Source organism: Microbacterium deminutum, assembly GCF_039530205.1.
Lineage (GTDB): Bacteria > Actinomycetota > Actinomycetes > Actinomycetales > Microbacteriaceae > Microbacterium > Microbacterium deminutum.
On sequence record NZ_BAAAOG010000002.1, the window covers coordinates 474,131 to 490,562 of the forward strand.

A 16,432-nucleotide genomic window follows, 5' to 3' on the forward strand; every position below is an offset into this window, starting at 1 on the left:
TGAGTTGTGGAGCGCCTGCGGAGCGCCTGCGAGAAGTGTTCGGGTGAGCGGGCCTGTCATCCACAAGCCGCTCATGTCCGCTCACAGGGATTCCGCAGCCGGCCGTAGTTATCCACAGGTTTTCCACACTGTGAAGAACCGGAATCTTGGCCCAGTCCAGGACCGGTGTCAAGCACCTCTTGCGGCATATTTCTGCGGGAGCGCGTCACCGGCCGTTGCGACCGAGCTGAGTGGTGATTTCCGACACCTGGTTGTAGATGGATCGCCGCTCTTTCATGAGATCGCTGATCTTCTTGTACGCGTACATGACCGTGGTGTGATCGCGGTTTCCGAACAGCTGGCCGATCTTCGGGAGGGACAGGCTCGTCCGCTCGCGACACAGGTACATGGCGATCTGTCGGGCTGTCGCGACGGATTGCGAACGGCTCGAGCCGTACAGATCGTCGACCGTGAGCTTGAAGTACTGCGCGGTCGCCGAGATGATGTCCGTCGGCGAGATGACATTGGCGTCGTCCTGGTCGACGATGTCGCGCAGCACGGTCTGGGCGAGCGACATGTCGAGGTTCGACCGGTTGAGGCTGGCGAATGCCGATACGCGGATGAGAGCGCCCTCGAGCTCGCGGATGTTCGATGAGACGACGGTCGCGATGTACTCGAGCACCTCGTCCGGGATGTGAAGCCGCTCGCTCTGCGCCTTCTTGCGCAGAATCGCGATGCGCGTCTCGAGGTCGGGGGCCTGGACGTCCGTGATGAGTCCCCACTCGAAGCGGCTGCGCATCCGGTCCTCGAAGCCGGTCAGGTGCTTGGGTGGGACGTCGCTGGTGATCACGACCTGCTTGTCGTGGTCGTGCAGCGTGTTGAACGTGTGGAAGAACGCCTCCTGCGTCTCCGCCCTGCCCTGCAGGAACTGGATGTCATCGATCAGCAGGATGTCGACATCCCGGTATCGCGCCTGGAATGCCGACCCGCGGTTGTTCGCGATCGAGTTGATGAAGTCGTTCGTGAACTCCTCGCTCGACACGTAACGGACACGGATGCCGGAATACAGGCTCATCGCGTAGTCGCCGATCGCGTGCAAGAGGTGCGTCTTGCCGAGTCCGGAGTCTCCGTAGATGAAGAGCGGGTTGTACGCCTTCGCCGGGGCCTCGGCCACCGCCACGGCAGCGGCGTGCGCGAAACGATTCGACTGCCCGATCACGAAGTTGTCGAACGTGTACTTCGGGTTCAATCGCGTATCGCTTCGCGAGCTGCCGGATACCGCATCCATCGATTCCTGAAGTGGCGGACGTGCCATCGGGAGAGCCTGCGGCGTCAGCGTCGACTGGACGGGGATCGGTGCCGTCAGGTGCGCATCCGCGAGATCGGGGTTGACCACGACACGGAAGGTCGTCGCGCTCGTCTGCGGCTCCTGGTCGACCCGTGCGAGCGCTTCCATGATGGGCGTGCGCATCCGCTTGGTGAACTGGGCGGCCGTGAGATCGTTCGGGACGTCGAGGTACAGAGTGCCGCCCATCACGCCCTGTGGGACCGCGAGGTTCAGAAAGCCCTGCAGCTGCGGTGTGACACGCTCGTCGTCCGTCAGTTCATCGAGCACCGCGGTCCAGACGGGAACATCTGGAATCTCGTGCGGTGACATGGCCCCCCCGGGTTGTTGATGAGTCCGATGGCTGCCGCGGAATCTTCACGCCGAACCTGTGGATAACTGCCGGAGCCACGCTAGTCAGCAAGGGTCCCCGGAGCAAACTCCACTGTAGATCCGGCCCGCGTGTCATTGCCAGGGTCGCCGGCCCGGATTGGGGATAATGCCCCACCGCCGGCCCGGTTTGAGTTCTCAGCCGACACGGCGTAGCCTTAATCGGTTGACTTATGCCCTCGAGGCAGTCCCACTTGTACGAGCGTCCCCGGTCTGAGCGTCCCGGTGACACCTGATCCGGAAGCGATCCCTATGAGCAAGCGCACCTTCCAGCCCAACAACCGTCGCCGCGCCAAGAAGCACGGCTTCCGTCTTCGCATGCGCACTCGCGCCGGCCGTGCCATCCTCTCGGCTCGTCGCGCCAAGGGGCGCACCGAGCTCTCGGCCTGACCCCGAGCGGTGCTGGCGAGGCCGAACCGACTCACCCGCGGAGCGGACTACAAGGCCGTCGTCCGTCGGGGTCGCCGGTGTGCCGCGGCGCATACGGTGACCTACGTGAACTCCTCCGGGGCCCGGACCACGCCGCGTTTCGGCTTCATCGTGAGTCGTCAGGTGGGTTCCGCCGTCGTCCGCAACACTGTGCGCCGCCGGCTGAAGGCCGTGTGCGCCGAGGCCGTCGACACCGTCCGGCCCGGTGATGATGTCGTGATCCGCGCTCTGCCGAGTGCTGGGACGGCCACTTTCTCAGACCTTCGCACTGAAGTCGGCCGCTGCCTCGGCCGGAGGGCGGCGTGAGCGTCCTGCCGGCGTACGCGCTCGGCGACGCGGAGTTCGCGGCATCCGACACGCTGCGTACGCTGCCGCTGCTCCCCCGCAATGCCGTCCTCGCGTTGCTGCACGGCTATCGTGCGACGATCTCGCATACGTATGGCGACGTCTGCAAGTACTACCCTTCGTGTTCCGCCTACGCCGTGGGCGCTGTCCAGCAGCACGGCGCTGTCAAGGGAGCCGCGCTCACCGCGGCTCGCCTCGCGCGCTGTCATCCCTGGGCGCAGGGTGGCGTCGATGACGTCCCCGCCCACCCTCGCTTCCGGTACGGATTGACCCGACACGGGTTCGTCGTGCCCGCCCCCACCCGAAAGGACTGATCCGCCGCATGGATCTCTTGTTTGCCGCCGCCACCACACCGGCCGCCTCCGGCGGGGGTTTCGACCTCCTCGGGACCATCCTCTGGCCGCTCAAGTGGCTGGTCGAGCTCGTCCTCGTCGCGTGGCACGCGGTCTTCACCTTCATCGGGCTTCCGCCGGCCGATGGCATCACGTGGGTGCTTGCCATCGTGGGGCTGGTTCTCGTCGTTCGGTCCGCCATGATTCCGCTGTTCGTGAAGCAGATCAAGAGCCAGATCAAGATGATGGAAATCTCTCCTGATCTGAAGAAAATTCAGGAAAAATACAAAGGCAAAAAGGATCAGCTCTCGCGCGAGGCGATGAGCCGCGAGACGATGGCGCTGTACAAGAAGCACGGCACCAACCCCGCGTCGAGTTGCCTGCCCCTCCTCGTTCAACTGCCGATCTTCTTCGCGCTCTTCAGCGTCCTCAACGGCGTGCAGACGATCAAGACCGATCCGAACCACGCGGGTGTGGGGCCGCTCAACAACGAACTCATGACCGAGTTCTACAACGCGAAGCTGTTCGGCGTGGCGTCCCTTCATGAGTCGCTCGTCGGTGCGTGGCAGACCCAGGCTTCTGGATGGCAGGCGACGGTTGTCATCCTGGTGGTGCTGGTCGTGCTGATGATCGCGTCGCAGTTCTTCACCCAACTGCAACTCGTCTCCAAGAACCTCTCGCCCGCGGCCAAGACTGGCCAGCAGTACCAAATGCAGAGAATACTTCTCTACGTCCTGCCACTGGGCATCCTCTACTCAGGTCTGTTCTTCGCACTCGGCCTCGTCATCTATTGGTTCACGACGAACCTGTGGACGATGGGTCAGCAGTTCCTCGTGATCCGCGAGATGCCGACACCGGGTTCGGATGCCGCGAAAGCCCGCGAAGAACGTCTGGCACGCAAGGGCAAGGCCATCGACTCGTCCGGCAAGGTCGTGCCGCTCGAGAAGTACCTGGCCGAGCAGCAGCGCCTCTTCGAAGAGGCTGAGCGGGCGAAGGCCGCCGCTCCGAAGCGGCAGCAGCCGGTGAGCAAGCAGCGCGCGAAGAAGCAGGGCCCGGGCCAGAGCCAGAAGCAGCCGCCCAAGCCTGCGGACTCCGCCGGTGGCGCGGCCGCGACTTCCTGAACCCGGCCGTCTTCTCTCATTTCGACCGACTCCGAGGATCACATGACCAATCCGGAATACGCCCCCATGCAGCACGCAGCCGTCGAGCGCACGACCGCGACCGTCGAGCAGCTCGAACAGGAAGGCGATGTCGCCGCCGACTTCATCGAGGTGCTGCTGGACATCGCAGACATCGACGGCGACCTCGCACTGGACGTGCGCGCCGGCCGCGCGTACGTCTTTGTCGAGGCTCCCGAGGGTGGCTCGGTCGCACTGATCGCTCATCCCGACACGGTGCAGGCGCTGCAGGAGCTGACGCGGATCGCGGTGCAGAACCGCACCGGGCGCTTCTCGCGGCTGATCCTCGACGTCGGCGGCTCCCGCAACACCCGTCAGCAGGAGCTCGCGAGCCTGGTCGACCGAGCCATCGCCCGTCTCGAGGACGGCGCATCCCAGGCGTCGCTTCCGGCGATGTCGAGCTACGAGCGCAAGCTCGTGCATGACATCGTCTCGGAGCGCGGCTTCGCGTCGGAGTCGTACGGCGAGGGTGCAGACCGTCACACCGTCATCCGGCGCGGCTGAGTCGTTTTCACGTGAAACATCCATGATCGAGATCGAACCGGAGCCGGCGGCCGCGGAGCGGATCTTCGGAGATCGGATCGACCTTGCCCGCCGATTCACCGCCGCGCTCGGCGAGTACGGCGAGCAGCGGGGTCTCATCGGTCCCCTCGAACCCCCGCGCCTGTGGACCCGGCACGTTCTCAACAGCGCGGTCATCGCTCCGCTGTTCTCAGGGCGAGTAGGGGACGTTGGTTCAGGAGCCGGGCTCCCGGGTCTTGTCCTCGCGATCGCGCGGCCGGATGTCGAGTGGATCCTCATCGAGCCCATGGAACGTCGGGTGGCCTGGCTGGGCGAGCAGGCGAAAGAGCTGGGCCTGTCCAATGTGCGCGTGGTGCGCGCTCGCGCCGAGGATTGGCGCGAAGGGCCGACGCTGGATGCCGTCACAGCACGTGCGGTGAGCGCCCTTCGCACGCTGATTCCCATCACCGCGCCATTGGTTCGCGACGGCGGAGAGCTGATCCTGCTGAAGGGTACGAGCGCCGCGAGCGAGATCGAGGCCGCCGAGAAGCAGCTCCGCAAGTTCCGGGTGGCGAATCCGCGCGTCGAGGTCGTCGGAGAAGGAATCCTCGACGAGCCGACTCGAGTGTTCCGCGGCACCGTCCGCTGAATCGACCGGACGACGCCGGCCTGGCGGTCGATACGGCGACATAAGGGTCGCGGTACCCCTCAGCGGTGCGAACGGCTGGCGTGCGTGAATTCGGGTTGCATTGTCCGTCCGTTCGAGTCACTGGGCTGGGGTGTGACTCGAGTTGCCGTTTCACGTGAAACATCGCCTTTGCGTGAGGGTGTTGCGGCCCACGCGTCTGCTCGACGTCGATTCAAGGAGCCCACGCCTGGCCCACCAGATCGCAACCCGCGGGTGGGGATCGGAGGGCGCGGTGTCCCTTCGATCCCCACGTGTGCACCCCCGGAATACGGGCGTTTCGCGACTCTGCCCACTCCCCCCGAGGGACCGGTGCTCGCCCAGACGAAGCAGCCCGTGCAGCAAAACGGGTGGAGCCTCCGAGCCCCATGCCCGGTGTTCGAGACGCGGGGATCTGTGCCGACCGTGCCGTCTACGGGGGGCGACAGGTCAGGCGTGGCGATTACGCGGAGGTGGGCAGGAGACCGGGGTCTCGAAGGCGCCGATGTTTCACGTGAAACATGCACAATGCGAGGCGCGCAGATCGATCAGCGCGCCGCCGGTGGGCGAACCCATGGGTCCTCAGGCACGGGTGTTGTGCATCGGCCACGGAAGTCATCCAGCGTCGTCGTCGCGCCGCAAACGGCTGACGTGGACGCTCCGGTGGTTCACGCGAAGACCTGCCCCGCGGCATCATCGAGCAACCAATGCGGCGACAGTGGCGAGCTTCGTCGAGTTCCCGGCCGACGACTCGGCCCGGTGCCACCGCGAACAGAACCTTCGGATTTCCCATTGGACTCCGGCGCGGGCGTGGGTACAGACATTTCCCCGATAATCGACGCCACGTGACAAATCGAGCGACAGGCTCTTTGAATTCGGACCGGCTGCGGAGTGCTGCAGCGCCGCGAACATGCCCATGCACTCGAGGCAAGGCCTCCGCTACAGGGCACAAGTGCTGCCGCTCGTTCCGCAATCGAGGTTCACGTGACACCTCGAGTTGCGACTCGCGTCGATGCCGCTTGTGGGCGGGACGTCCGTGGATTACGGGACTTCCAAGCCCTGCGCTCCCGTCGGCGATGCCACGGACGCAAGTTGGTCGGGTCTGACTGCTGGCTCGCAACCGTCGATCTGCCGACTCGCAACGGAGCGTTTCACGTGAAACATGCCTGATCGGATTCGCCCCGGTCAAGGAACCCAGCGGCGTCGACGTCCCCGCGTCGCATCCGTGCGCGTCGTTCAGGCTAGAGAAGTCTCGTGTGGATCAAGGTGACTTGGGATCCCGTCGAGCACCCGCACAGCCGGAGAGTCGGGATCCTGGACCTCCGCAGGTTCGTTCACATTCGCGGTGTCGGCGCCAGCCCACTCACGGCCCGGCTACGGGCTGGCAACATCGGTGGCACCGACGCGACCGGAACCTTCGTTTCACGTGAAACATCGCACGAGTCCGTACCTATCGAGCGATGCGGAGAGGGCGCGTTCCAGATCCACTCTGAGATTCGGCGCTGTTCAGACGCGGGCCCGCCGCCCGCAGGACGACCGGGGCGACCCGCCGCTGTCGATACCCACTCGGGTTCGGTGGGACCGACGGGCATGGGGTCGAGATGCATTGCTTGACCCGCCGCGGCCCCAGAACGAGAGGGGAGTCGGAGGGGGCGGGATAGAGTGGAGGGCGTTGTCCGATCCGCTCGCGAAAGGGAGAGTGTTTCACGTGAAACAGCCCGACGAGGCGGAGGCCGCGGCATCCTTCTCGTTCGACGACACCCCTCTCGCCCGTGAACTCGCTGATCTGTCGGCCCGCCGACGCGCGCTCGCTAAGGCTGAGATACAGCTGTCGGGCCGGACTCGCGTGCTGACCGTCTCGAACCAGAAGGGCGGCGTCGGCAAGACGACCACCGCCGTGAACATCGCGGCGAGCATGGCATCGGTCGGTGCCCGGGTGCTGGTGATCGACCTCGATCCGCAGGGGAACGCGTCCACGGCCCTGGGAGTGCCTCACACCGCCGACACCCCGAGCGTGTACGACGTTCTGATCGACGAGTTCCCGCTCGCGGACATCGTGCAGACCAGCCCAGAGTCACCCAACCTGCTCTGCGCCCCGAGCACGATCCACCTCGCCGGCGCGGAGATCGAACTGGTCTCGCAGGTCGCCCGGGAGCACCGGCTCCGCACGGCGCTCGAGGATTACCTCGCGGGGCTCGACGAGCACCTCGATTTCGTACTGATCGACTGCCCGCCATCGCTCGGCCTGCTGACGATCAACGCCTTCACCGCGGCCAGCGAGCTCCTGATCCCGATCCAGTGCGAGTACTACGCACTCGAGGGTCTCAGCCAGCTGCTCGGAACGGTTCGGATGATCCAAAGGCACCTGAATCCGAGTCTGCGGCTGTCGACCATCCTGCTCACGATGTACGACGGACGCACACGGCTCGCGCAGCAGGTTGCGGAAGAGGTGCGCGAGCACTTTCCCAAGGAGGTCCTCACCACGGTCGTTCCGCGCTCGGTACGCGTGTCGGAGGCGCCGAGTTTCGGCCAGACCGTCATCGCCTACGATGGGCACTCAGCCGGAGCCGTCGCCTATCGTGAGGCGGCAATCGAGATCATCCAGCGCGACAGCGCTTCAGACACTGCAAGGGAGCCCTGATGGCGGCCAAGCGCACAGGCCTCGGCCGGGGAATCGGGGCTCTCATCCCGACGAGCGAGGCCACCGACGACCGGCCGTCGGATGTCTTCTTCCCCAAGCCGCTCGTCCCGGAGGCCGAGCCTTCGCGAAACGGCGCCGGCGATTCGGGCGAGGAGCTCATTGCGGTCCCCGGCGCGCGACTCGCGAACATCGATCCACGGCTCATCGTTCCGAACCCGCGCCAGCCGCGCACCCACTTCGATCCCGATGACCTGGCCGAGCTCGTGCACAGCGTCCGCGAATTCGGCGTGCTTCAGCCGGTGGTTGTCCGCGCGACCGATGAAGGCACCTACGAGCTCATCATGGGTGAGCGACGCACGCGTGCCGCTCGTGAGGCGGGCCTCGACTCCATCCCGGCCGTCATCCGTGACACCGCAGACGAGCATCTGCTGCGGGATGCGCTGCTCGAGAACCTCCACCGCTCCGAGCTGAATCCGCTCGAAGAGGCGTCGGCGTACCAGCAGCTCTTGGAGGACTTCGGCATCACGCAGGAAGAGCTCGCGAGCCGCATCGGTCGCTCGCGCCCTCAGATCAGCAACACGATCCGCCTGCTGAAGCTGCCGATGCCCGTCCAGCAGCGCGTGGCCGCAGGGGTGCTCAGCGCCGGCCACGCGCGCGCCATCCTCTCCCTCGGCGACGACGTCGACGCGATGCAGCGCCTCGCCGACAAGATCGTGAACGAGGATCTGTCGGTTCGTGCGGCAGAAGCCGCAGCGAAGCTCCCGGAGGCCGTACGCACCCGCCCCTCCAAACCGCAGGCGGGCGCTCGGCGCGCCCACCTGGACGAGGTCGCGGAGAGGCTCGGAGATCGTCTCAACACACGCGTCCGGATCTCGCTGACGGCGAGAAAAGGCCAGATCATGATAGATTTCGCGAGCATCCAGGATCTCAACCGGATCCTCGGCGAGATCGGCGAGAGCAACTACGGGGCCGTATAGGCCTCGCGCACCGCGAGTGCCGTCGCGCGGCGACGCAGCACCTCGGCTTCGGCCTCGTTCCCCGGCAGCGCCGCGGCCATGCGGAACGCCTCTGCCGCGGCATCCGTCTCTCCCAGCCGTTCGAGCAGCTCGGCCCTGACTGCATAGAGCGGGCGAAAACCCGACAAGTCGTCACCCAGCGAATCCACGACAGCCAGCGCCGAGAGGGGATCACCCGCCATCGACACCGCGACGGCGCGGTTCAGCCGGACGACCGGCGAGGGCGCCAAGCGCTCGAGGGCGTCGTAGAGCCGTACGATGCGGTCCCAGTCGGTCGAATCGAACGCCGGTGCCACTGCGTGGCACTGCGCGATCGCAGCCTGCAGGCCGTAGTAGCCGAGGCCACGGCGGGCGGCATCCACTCGTGTCAACGCAGCCCGTCCCCGCGCGATCGCCGAACGATCCCAACGCCGCCGGTCCTGCTCGGCCAGCGTCAAGGGCAGACCCTCACGATCCACGCGCGCGGCGAAGCGCGACGACTGGAACTCCATGAGTGCGATGAGCGCGGAGACCTCCGGTTCGTACGGCATCAGGGCAGCCAGCTGCCGCGCGAGGCGCACGGCCTCTCGTGCGACCTCGGGCCGCACGGGCTGGTCCCCGCCGGCTGCCGCGTATCCCTCGGTGAAGAGGAGGTAGATCACCTGCAGCACGCTCGCGAGCCTCGCCGGGCGCTCGGCCCGGTCGGGCACCTCGAAGGGAACGCGGGCTTCCACCAGCGACCGCTTGGCACGCACGATGCGCTGCTGCACCGTCGGCACGGTCATGAGGAGCGCGCGCGCGATCTCCTCGGTGGTGAGCCCGGCGACCGTACGCAGCGTCAACGCCAAGCGCGCCTGTGCGGGGATGATCGGGTGACACGCGACGAACACCAGCCGCAGCACGTCATCGTCGATCCGGTCGGGGTCGCCGAGCTCGGGCACGGCGTCCACCTCCTCTGCGGCGCGGGCTTCGACCGCGAACAGCGGCTCGCGTGCCGCGAGGCGCTCTCGGCGGCGCCACCCGTCGATCGCCCGCCGCTTGGCGACGGCGAGCAGCCACGCTCCGGCATTGTCGGGGATGCCGGCATCCGGCCACCGCGCGAGCGCTTCCAGCAGCGCTTCCTGGGCGAGGTCCTCTGCCCATGAGAAGTCTCCGGTGTGGCGTGTGAGCGCCGAGACGATACGCGCGGATTCGCCGCGCCAGACGGCCTCGACGGCGCGACGAGCGTGCACGGCGTCGGAGTCGCTCATGATGTCAGCGTAGGGCGAACGCACTCGGCGGGCGGAACGCGCCGTCGTAATCTGGATGGGTGACGAAGGACGAACCGGCCCCGCGCCGCAGGGCCAGTCTCGAACTCCTCCGCGCCGAAGCGCAGGACGAGCTCTCTGTGGTGATCGCTGAGCGGCTGCGCGGCGGCGAGGACCCGTGGGATTTCATGGAAGACCTGCCGTCGGTCGACGAACTCGTCGTCTTCACGCTGCGCGCCGAGACGATCGCCGAGAACGGCGGATCGCGGCCGAACGCTGCTCGTCACTACCGAGTGCTCCGGCAGATCGCCCTCGACTACCCTCAGCTCACACGAGCCGTATGGCGACTCCTGGGCGACGCGAACACGCACCGCCGCTGGGACGCGACGGTGCGTGCCGACGCCTGACGTCACGCGTTGGCAGCGCGCCACTCCTGCTCCTTGGCGATCCACTCATTGTCGGGCAGATCGAAGTCGCTGAGCTCGTTGACGCGACGCACCTCGAGCGCCGTGCCGGGTCCGAGCGGGCACTTCCTGGCCCAGACCTCGGCCTCCTCACGTCCTGACACCTCCAGGATCCAGAAGCCGGTGAAGACCTCGCGCGCTTCGGCGTACGGGCCATCCGTGACGGCCGGCGGCGTCGACGAGAAGTCGACGCGGAAGCCCTCGCTTGCGTCGGAGAGACCCTCCGCGGACAGGAACACGCCCGCCTTCTGAAGTTCCTCGTTGTACGCTCCCATGGCCGCGATGACCTGGGTCATGTCCAGCTCCTCCGCCGCACGTGCCGCGGCTTCGGGCTCCACTTGCATGATCAGCATGTAACGCATCTCGTGAACCTTTCGTCTCCGGGCCAGCGGTCCGTTCGGACCCCTCTCGCCCCTTCACCTCTGACGTCGAACAAGTCAGGGTCAGATCGACATTCAGCCCGAAGAAAAGTCGGAAATCAATCGATGCCGCGACGAGCATATAACGGAAAACCGCCGTCACCTGGGATTCATCTCCCGGATGGCGGCGGCCCTATGAAACGAGAATTTACGCGAGGTAGGCCTGGAGGTCCTTTTCCAGCGCGAACTTCGGCTTCGCTCCGATGATCGTCGTCTCGACCTCACCGCCGTTGAACACCTTCATCGCGGGGATGGAGGTGATCTGGTACTTCATCGCCAGATCGGGGTGCTCGTCGACGTTGAGCTTGAGGATCGTGATCTTGCCCGGGTTCTCGGCCTGGATCTGGTCGAGGATGGGCGAGACCATGCGGCACGGTCCGCACCACTCGGCCCAGAAGTCCACGAGCACAGGGCCTTCGGCCTGCAGCACGTCCTGGTTCCAGTCAGCGGATGTGGTCGCCTTGGCAGTCATTCGGTGTCTCCTTCTTGGGAAGTCTTCGCAGTTGTTCGAACGCCACGCGCGTTCGGATTGTTCCAGCGCGCCCTGGCGCAGTCGGTCGCCAGTCAGGCGGCGTCGGCTCCGGCGAGATTCTCGATCGGGTCGCCGTGCACATCCGGTGCGCCCGCCTCACCCAGTGACGCGAGGAAGTGCTCGACATCCAGTGCCGCCACCGTTCCGCTGCCTGCCGCCGTGACCGCCTGGCGATACGTCGGATCGACGACGTCGCCGGCCGCGAACACGCCTCGGACGGACGTGCGGGACGAGCGCCCGTCAACCCAGATGGTGCCCTCGGGCGTGAGGTCGAGCTTGCCGTGCACCAGGTGGGTGCGCGGGTCGTTGCCGATCGCCACGAACACGCCGTCGAGCGCCAGGTCGCGGCGCGTGCCGTCGATGGTCGACTCGAGCACGACGCCGGTGACAGCGTCGTCGCCCAGAACGTCGACGACCTCGCTGTTCCAGATGAACTCGATCTTCTCGTTGGCGAACGCGCGCGCCTGCATGATCTTCGAGGCGCGAAGCTCGTCACGGCGATGGATCACGTAGACCTTCGACGCGAACTTGGTGAGGAACGTGGCCTCCTCCATCGCCGAGTCGCCGCCGCCCACGACGGCGATCACCCGCTCGCGGAAGAAGAAGCCGTCGCACGTGGCGCAGTAGGAGACGCCGCGGCCCGAGAGTCGCTCTTCGCCTTCGATGCCGATCTTGCGATGCGCCGAGCCCGTCGCATAGACGATCGACGCGGCTTCGTGGACGGCTCCGCTGCCGAGGACGACCTTCTTGACCGGACCGTCGACATCGAGCGACACCACATCGTCGTAGAGCACCTCGGCACCGAAGCGCTCGGCCTGCTCCTGCATCCTGGTCATCAGATCGGGGCCCTGGATGCCGTCCGGGAAGCCCGGGAAGTTCTCGACATCCGTCGTCGTCATGAGGTCGCCGCCTGCTTCGACCGAGCTTGCGACCAGGAGCGGCTCGAGGTTCGCCCGCGCGGCATAGATCGCCGCTGTGTAGCCCGCCGGGCCCGATCCGATGATGATGACGTGACGCACTGCGCCCCCTTCGTGGTTCCGACAGCCTCAACCAATGGTAGCCGCGTGGCATTCCGCGCCCTGTGAGACGACTGCGTGTGACGCGGACGCTCAGCGTCGGCCGGGAAGGAGGCGTCGCGCGAGGGTGAGCGCGGGGCCCAGCTCGGGGGCCCGAAGCAGCGCGAGGAACCCGACGTAGACGAGGAGGACGACGGCCCCGATGATCGCCGTCCCGACCGCACCGAGGAGCTTGTCCGAAACGGTCCAGCCATCGATCCCGCCGAGCAGCAGAAACGTCAGCCACCCGGCTCCGGCGGCCGGGAGGGCGGCAAGAGCGAAACGGCCGAGCGACAGCATCCACGACCCGACTCGGAGACCTCCGAGACGTCGGTGCAGCAGCCAGGTCGCCACGATGACCTGCACCACACTCGCGATCGACTGACCGAGGGCGACGCCTGCGGCGAGGAGGTGGACGGGGAGGGTGGATGCCGCCAGCAGCGCCGTCACGACCACGAGAACGCACTGCAGCAGCGTGAACAGGAACGGCACACGGGTGTCGTCGTATGCATAGAACGTGCGCTGCACGACGAAGAGCACGGCAAGCGGCACGAGGCTGACGAGGAAGCACAGCAGCACCTGCGCGGCCGCCACCGCCTCTGCGGGGCTGTCGGTGAAGATGCGCGAGGCGGGCACCGACGCCACGGCCAGCGCGGCGGTCGCGACGACCACGAAGAGGCCGAGGGTGCGGATGCTGCGCCCGATGTCGGCGCGCACCTCGTCGTCGCGACCCGCCGCGACGTGCTCGCTCAGCTGCGTGAAGTAGGGGGTCCCGATCGACAGCACGATGATCGAGTAGGGCAGCATGAACAGCAGCCAGGCGTTCTGGGACACGAGGATGCCGGCGTCGCCCTCGGGGATGCCGGACAGCACCCGCGACTGCACGAGCCCGGCGAGCTGGCCGGCGACGACCATGAGGAACGTCCACCCGGCGAGTCGGCCGATCTGACCGAGACCGACGCCCCGCCACGCGAAATCCGGACGGACATGCAGACCCGTCCGACGCCAGAACAGCAGCAGGATGCCGGCCTGCACGACGATGCCGAGTGTCGCGGTGCCGGCGAGCAGCGCGATCATCTCGGGCGTCCACTCGGTCGTGGTGCCGCCGGGGCCGAAGAGCCAGATGAAGACGATGAAACCTGTGATCGACACGACGTTGTTGACGATCGGCGCCCACGTGAACGGCCCGAAGACGCGCCGGGCGTTCAAGGACTCCCCGACGAGCGCGTAGAGGCCGTAGAAGAAGATCTGCGGCAGGCACCAGTAGGCGAACGCGGTCGCCAGCGCCTGCTGGGCCGGGGGGAACGACGGGGCATACAGCTGCACGAGCCACGGAGCGGCGACCGTCGCCAGGACAGCGGTCGCGAGCAGCACGACGGTCCCGAGCGTGAAGAGCTTCGAGACGAACGCCCTGCCGCCGTCATCGTGTGCGGCCGCCTTGACGATCTGGGGAACCACGACAGCGCTCAGCAGGCCCGTCGAGATGATGGCGTAGATGTTGTTCGGCAGCTGGTTCGCGATCGCGAAGGCGTTGCCCGCCTCGGTCGTCGCGCCGACGGCGGAGACCAGGACTACGGCGCGAAGGAAGCCCGTCAGGCGAGAGACGATCGTGCCCGCGCCGATGAGGACGCTCGCACGTCCGATGCCGCTCACGATCGGTCCCCTGCGCGCGGGGGGTCGGAGCCGGAGTCGCCGTCCGGTGCCGGTCCCGCGGCATCCGCATTGCCGTCGCGTGCAACGCCCTCGGGTGCCACGGCGTCGCGCGTGCCGGCCCTCCGGCTGCGCACGCGCAGCACCGACCGGGCGATACCCAGCAGCAGGAGCACGCCGACCACCACGGACAGGGCGATGATCCCGACGCCCTCCCACTCCGCGCGGACGTTGACCTCCGCCGTGGCGCCCTGCCCGATGGCGACACTCGTACGACTGCGCAGCTGCAGCGCGATCGTCACCTCGCCGTTGCCCACCCGCGCGCGCACCGGCACCTCGACGCGGGTGTTGCTCGAGGCGCCTGCGACGACGGGGGTGGCACGTTGAACGTCGAGTCGCAGGTTGTCGGGCGAGGCGTAGAGGATGAGGTTCACCGGGTAGGGAAGGTCGTTTCGCACCCAGAACCCGAGATCCGCGGACGATCCGATCAGGTTGATGGTGCTCGTCGGCAGCAGATCGACGGAATGGAGGGTGGTGACCGTCGCCGCCTGATGCTCCGTCATCGCTGCCGACCAGGCGATGCGGCCGGGGATCCACGCCACCCCGAGCAGCTGGAGGATCTCGGCGCGCTCGGGACCCGTCAGCAGGCTCGGGTCGTCGAGGATCGTCGCGAACCGCGACAACTCGCTCTCACGGCTGAAGAGTCCGGATGCCGCTTCGACCCGCGCCGGGTCGGGTGCGGGATCCGGGATCTGGACGTCGATGCTGTGGGCCGCCTCCAAGGCGCTGAGGCCGGCGGGAGTGGTCGTGGGGTCCTGCTCTGCCGTGAGGATGGCGCTGCGCAGCCCCACCCCCGAAGAGACTCCGTCGCGGTCGAGAGTGACGAGCAGGGGCTTGCCGCCGGTCTCCTTCGTCGCAAAGGCGAGGTATGCCGTCGCCTGGGTCAACGCCGCTCCGCGGAGCGCGGTCTGATCCAGGGCCGCCGCCTGCTGGAGCGCGGATGACACGTCGGTGTCGTACACCAGCAGGTCGGCGCCGTCGGCGGCGGCATGCGCGGAGACCGTGGCCCCCTGGGAACCCTGAACCGTCGACGCGGAGGGCACGATCGTCAGCGATGCCCGGCCATCGGCTGTCAGCTTTCCCAGAGTCGCGACAGTGTCGGGACCCGCGGCGCCGGGCGCCGGCCAGTAGACGCCGGGGCGGCCGCCGCCGATGTCGAGAAGCGCGGCGAGATCGGGGTACACCGGCGTATCGGGATTGCCGTCCGTGGGGGTCGGCTCCGGCGTGGCGGTCGGCGTCGCCTGCTGATCGGGGATGAAGTCCTGTGGCTTCATGTAGGCCGACAGCGAAGTCGGCTGCAGCGGGCGCGCCAGGCCGGCCTTCAGCTGCACGGCGACGTCGGCGTCACCGAACTGCAGGGCGAACCGAGCCTGGGGTATGGCGTCGAGGCGGTCCAGCCACGCCAGAGCCGACTCCGGTGCCGAGGTGCCGAGCACGCGGATCGACGCGGGAATCGCCGGATCGATCGCGAGGATCGCCGATGTTCCTTCGACGGCGTTCAGTCGGTTGGTGAGGGCTCCGCTCGGCGCCGTCAGCTGCGAAAGCTGATCGGCCGTGAGGAGGCCTTCGGTCAGGACGCCCGCCGTGACGGGGACCACGACTCCGATCCCGATCTTCGGCGCGTGATCGTCGGGCACGATCATGGCGCTCCGCGACGACACGAGTCCGTCGGTCCCCTCGTAGGCGGCGACGAGCGGGTACACCCCGGGTGTCCGCCCCGCGAGCACCGGATCAGCCCCCGCGACATCGATCAGTTCGATCTGCTGGTCGCCCGCCGGCACCGCGCCGATGACCGCTCCACCGGCGCGCGCCATGCCGGAGGGGTCGGTGTCGCCGCCGAGCCATGCGGTGAGCGCAGCACGATCGTGCAACGGCGAGGATCCCAGTTCGAGCGTGACGGACACCGGCGTCGTCGGGACAGCGGTCCCGTTCTGAAGGGTGACCGACACCGCGAGGGCATCGCCGGGTCGCACGACTCCATTCCCGAGAGGCGAGAGCGTGAACTGGGTGGTCCCGACTGGGATCGGCGGTGTCGGCGTGGGCGTCGGCGTGGGCGTTGCGGCATCCGCAGGCCCTCCGACGACGACGGGCAGCAGGGCGATCACGGTCGCGGCGAGCAACGCGACGGCACGCGCGCGAAGCGTACGCCGAACGGCGTGCTCACGCGGGGGGGTCACGGTCATGCTGTGGTTCGCTCCTGTGCGATGTCCGGACCGCACGATCGAAT

General features: G+C 67.3%; 16 protein-coding genes. 9 read left to right on the forward strand and 7 right to left on the reverse strand.

Features of this window, described 5'->3' with window-relative positions; translation table 11 throughout:
• Nucleotides 1-205 precede the first annotated feature (205 nt).
• Nucleotides 206-1,636, reverse strand: a complete 1,431-nt coding sequence (gene dnaA / locus ABD212_RS08400) for a chromosomal replication initiator protein DnaA (protein ID WP_344093325.1) — start codon at nucleotides 1,634-1,636, stop codon at nucleotides 206-208.
• Nucleotides 1,637-1,945: 309 nt separating this feature from the next.
• On the opposite strand from dnaA, the gene rpmH reads away from it, so the two are divergent.
• The 8 genes from rpmH to ABD212_RS08440 all read left to right on the forward strand — a co-directional run bounded on the left by rpmH (nucleotide 1,946) and on the right by ABD212_RS08440 (nucleotide 8,760).
• Nucleotides 1,946-2,083 (forward strand): 50S ribosomal protein L34, encoded by a 138-nt coding sequence (rpmH, locus tag ABD212_RS08405; protein WP_022889115.1) that lies wholly within the window; start codon nucleotides 1,946-1,948, stop codon nucleotides 2,081-2,083.
• Between the two features lie 9 nt (nucleotides 2,084-2,092).
• The gene (gene rnpA, locus ABD212_RS08410) at nucleotides 2,093-2,428 is read left to right on the forward strand and encodes a ribonuclease P protein component (protein WP_344093327.1); all 336 of its coding nucleotides are present in this window, start codon (nucleotides 2,093-2,095) and stop codon (nucleotides 2,426-2,428) included.
• Entirely contained in the window at nucleotides 2,425-2,781 is a 357-nt protein-coding gene (gene yidD, locus ABD212_RS08415) for a membrane protein insertion efficiency factor YidD (RefSeq protein ID WP_344093329.1), read from the forward strand. The genes rnpA and yidD overlap by 4 nt, the downstream gene beginning before the upstream one ends.
• 8 nt (nucleotides 2,782-2,789) lie before the next feature.
• Nucleotides 2,790-3,920, forward strand: coding sequence for a membrane protein insertase YidC (yidC, locus tag ABD212_RS08420; protein WP_344093331.1), 1,131 nt, complete (start codon nucleotides 2,790-2,792; stop codon nucleotides 3,918-3,920).
• 42 nt (nucleotides 3,921-3,962) lie between these two features.
• Entirely contained in the window at nucleotides 3,963-4,481 is a 519-nt protein-coding gene (locus ABD212_RS08425; protein WP_425561254.1) for a Jag family protein, read from the forward strand.
• A gap of 22 nt (nucleotides 4,482-4,503) precedes the next feature.
• Nucleotides 4,504-5,127: a 16S rRNA (guanine(527)-N(7))-methyltransferase RsmG gene (gene rsmG / locus ABD212_RS08430; RefSeq protein WP_344093333.1), complete on the forward strand. Its 624-nt coding sequence runs from the start codon at nucleotides 4,504-4,506 to the stop codon at nucleotides 5,125-5,127.
• A 1,723-nt stretch (nucleotides 5,128-6,850) separates the two neighbouring features.
• On the forward strand, nucleotides 6,851-7,783 hold the full coding sequence (locus tag ABD212_RS08435; RefSeq protein WP_344093335.1) for a ParA family protein: 933 nt from the start codon (nucleotides 6,851-6,853) through the stop codon (nucleotides 7,781-7,783).
• Nucleotides 7,783-8,760: a ParB/RepB/Spo0J family partition protein gene (locus ABD212_RS08440; RefSeq protein WP_344093336.1), complete on the forward strand. Its 978-nt coding sequence runs from the start codon at nucleotides 7,783-7,785 to the stop codon at nucleotides 8,758-8,760. The genes ABD212_RS08435 and ABD212_RS08440 overlap by 1 nt, the downstream gene beginning before the upstream one ends.
• Here the strand turns inward: ABD212_RS08440 and ABD212_RS08445 are convergent.
• On the reverse strand, nucleotides 8,745-10,028 hold the full coding sequence (locus ABD212_RS08445) for an RNA polymerase sigma factor (protein WP_344093337.1): 1,284 nt from the start codon (nucleotides 10,026-10,028) through the stop codon (nucleotides 8,745-8,747). The genes ABD212_RS08440 and ABD212_RS08445 overlap by 16 nt on opposite strands.
• A 59-nt stretch (nucleotides 10,029-10,087) precedes the next feature.
• Between ABD212_RS08445 and ABD212_RS08450 the strand changes: the two genes are divergently transcribed.
• Entirely contained in the window at nucleotides 10,088-10,432 is a 345-nt protein-coding gene (locus tag ABD212_RS08450) for a tryptophan synthase subunit alpha (RefSeq protein ID WP_344093339.1), read from the forward strand.
• Between the two features lie 2 nt (nucleotides 10,433-10,434).
• Here ABD212_RS08450 and ABD212_RS08455 read toward each other — a convergent pair whose 3' ends face one another.
• From ABD212_RS08455 to ABD212_RS08475, 5 genes are all read right to left on the reverse strand, one after another.
• Nucleotides 10,435-10,851 (reverse strand): YciI family protein, encoded by a 417-nt coding sequence (locus tag ABD212_RS08455; RefSeq protein ID WP_344093342.1) that lies wholly within the window; start codon nucleotides 10,849-10,851, stop codon nucleotides 10,435-10,437.
• A 205-nt stretch (nucleotides 10,852-11,056) separates the two neighbouring features.
• A complete protein-coding gene (gene trxA / locus ABD212_RS08460; protein ID WP_344093344.1) occupies nucleotides 11,057-11,380 on the reverse strand; it encodes a thioredoxin in 324 nt (107 codons plus the stop codon).
• 92 nt (nucleotides 11,381-11,472) lie between these two features.
• Complete coding sequence (gene trxB, locus ABD212_RS08465) at nucleotides 11,473-12,459, reverse strand: thioredoxin-disulfide reductase (RefSeq protein WP_344093346.1); 987 nt, start codon at nucleotides 12,457-12,459, stop codon at nucleotides 11,473-11,475.
• A 90-nt stretch (nucleotides 12,460-12,549) separates the two neighbouring features.
• Nucleotides 12,550-14,148 carry a murein biosynthesis integral membrane protein MurJ gene (gene murJ, locus ABD212_RS08470; RefSeq protein ID WP_344093348.1) on the reverse strand — a complete coding sequence of 533 codons (1,599 nt, stop codon included), beginning with the start codon at nucleotides 14,146-14,148 and terminating at the stop codon, nucleotides 12,550-12,552.
• Entirely contained in the window at nucleotides 14,145-16,388 is a 2,244-nt protein-coding gene (locus ABD212_RS08475; RefSeq protein WP_344093349.1) for a DUF6049 family protein, read from the reverse strand. Before ABD212_RS08475 ends, murJ begins: the two co-directional genes overlap by 4 nt.
• Nucleotides 16,389-16,432 lie beyond the last annotated feature (44 nt).

Coding starts and splice junctions, on each gene's coding strand:
- dnaA (WP_344093325.1), bottom strand. CDS start 1,636: ATGTCACCGCACGAGATTCCAGATGTTCCCGTCTGGACCGCGGTGCTC.
- rpmH (WP_022889115.1), top strand. CDS start 1,946: ATGAGCAAGCGCACCTTCCAGCCCAACAACCGTCGCCGCGCCAAGAAG.
- yidC (WP_344093331.1), top strand. CDS start 2,790: ATGGATCTCTTGTTTGCCGCCGCCACCACACCGGCCGCCTCCGGCGGG.
- ABD212_RS08425 (WP_425561254.1), top strand. CDS start 3,963: ATGACCAATCCGGAATACGCCCCCATGCAGCACGCAGCCGTCGAGCGC.
- rsmG (WP_344093333.1), top strand. CDS start 4,504: ATGATCGAGATCGAACCGGAGCCGGCGGCCGCGGAGCGGATCTTCGGA.
- ABD212_RS08440 (WP_344093336.1), top strand. CDS start 7,783: ATGGCGGCCAAGCGCACAGGCCTCGGCCGGGGAATCGGGGCTCTCATC.
- ABD212_RS08445 (WP_344093337.1), bottom strand. CDS start 10,028: ATGAGCGACTCCGACGCCGTGCACGCTCGTCGCGCCGTCGAGGCCGTC.
- ABD212_RS08455 (WP_344093342.1), bottom strand. CDS start 10,851: ATGCGTTACATGCTGATCATGCAAGTGGAGCCCGAAGCCGCGGCACGT.
- trxA (WP_344093344.1), bottom strand. CDS start 11,380: ATGACTGCCAAGGCGACCACATCCGCTGACTGGAACCAGGACGTGCTG.
- ABD212_RS08475 (WP_344093349.1), bottom strand. CDS start 16,388: ATGACCGTGACCCCCCCGCGTGAGCACGCCGTTCGGCGTACGCTTCGC.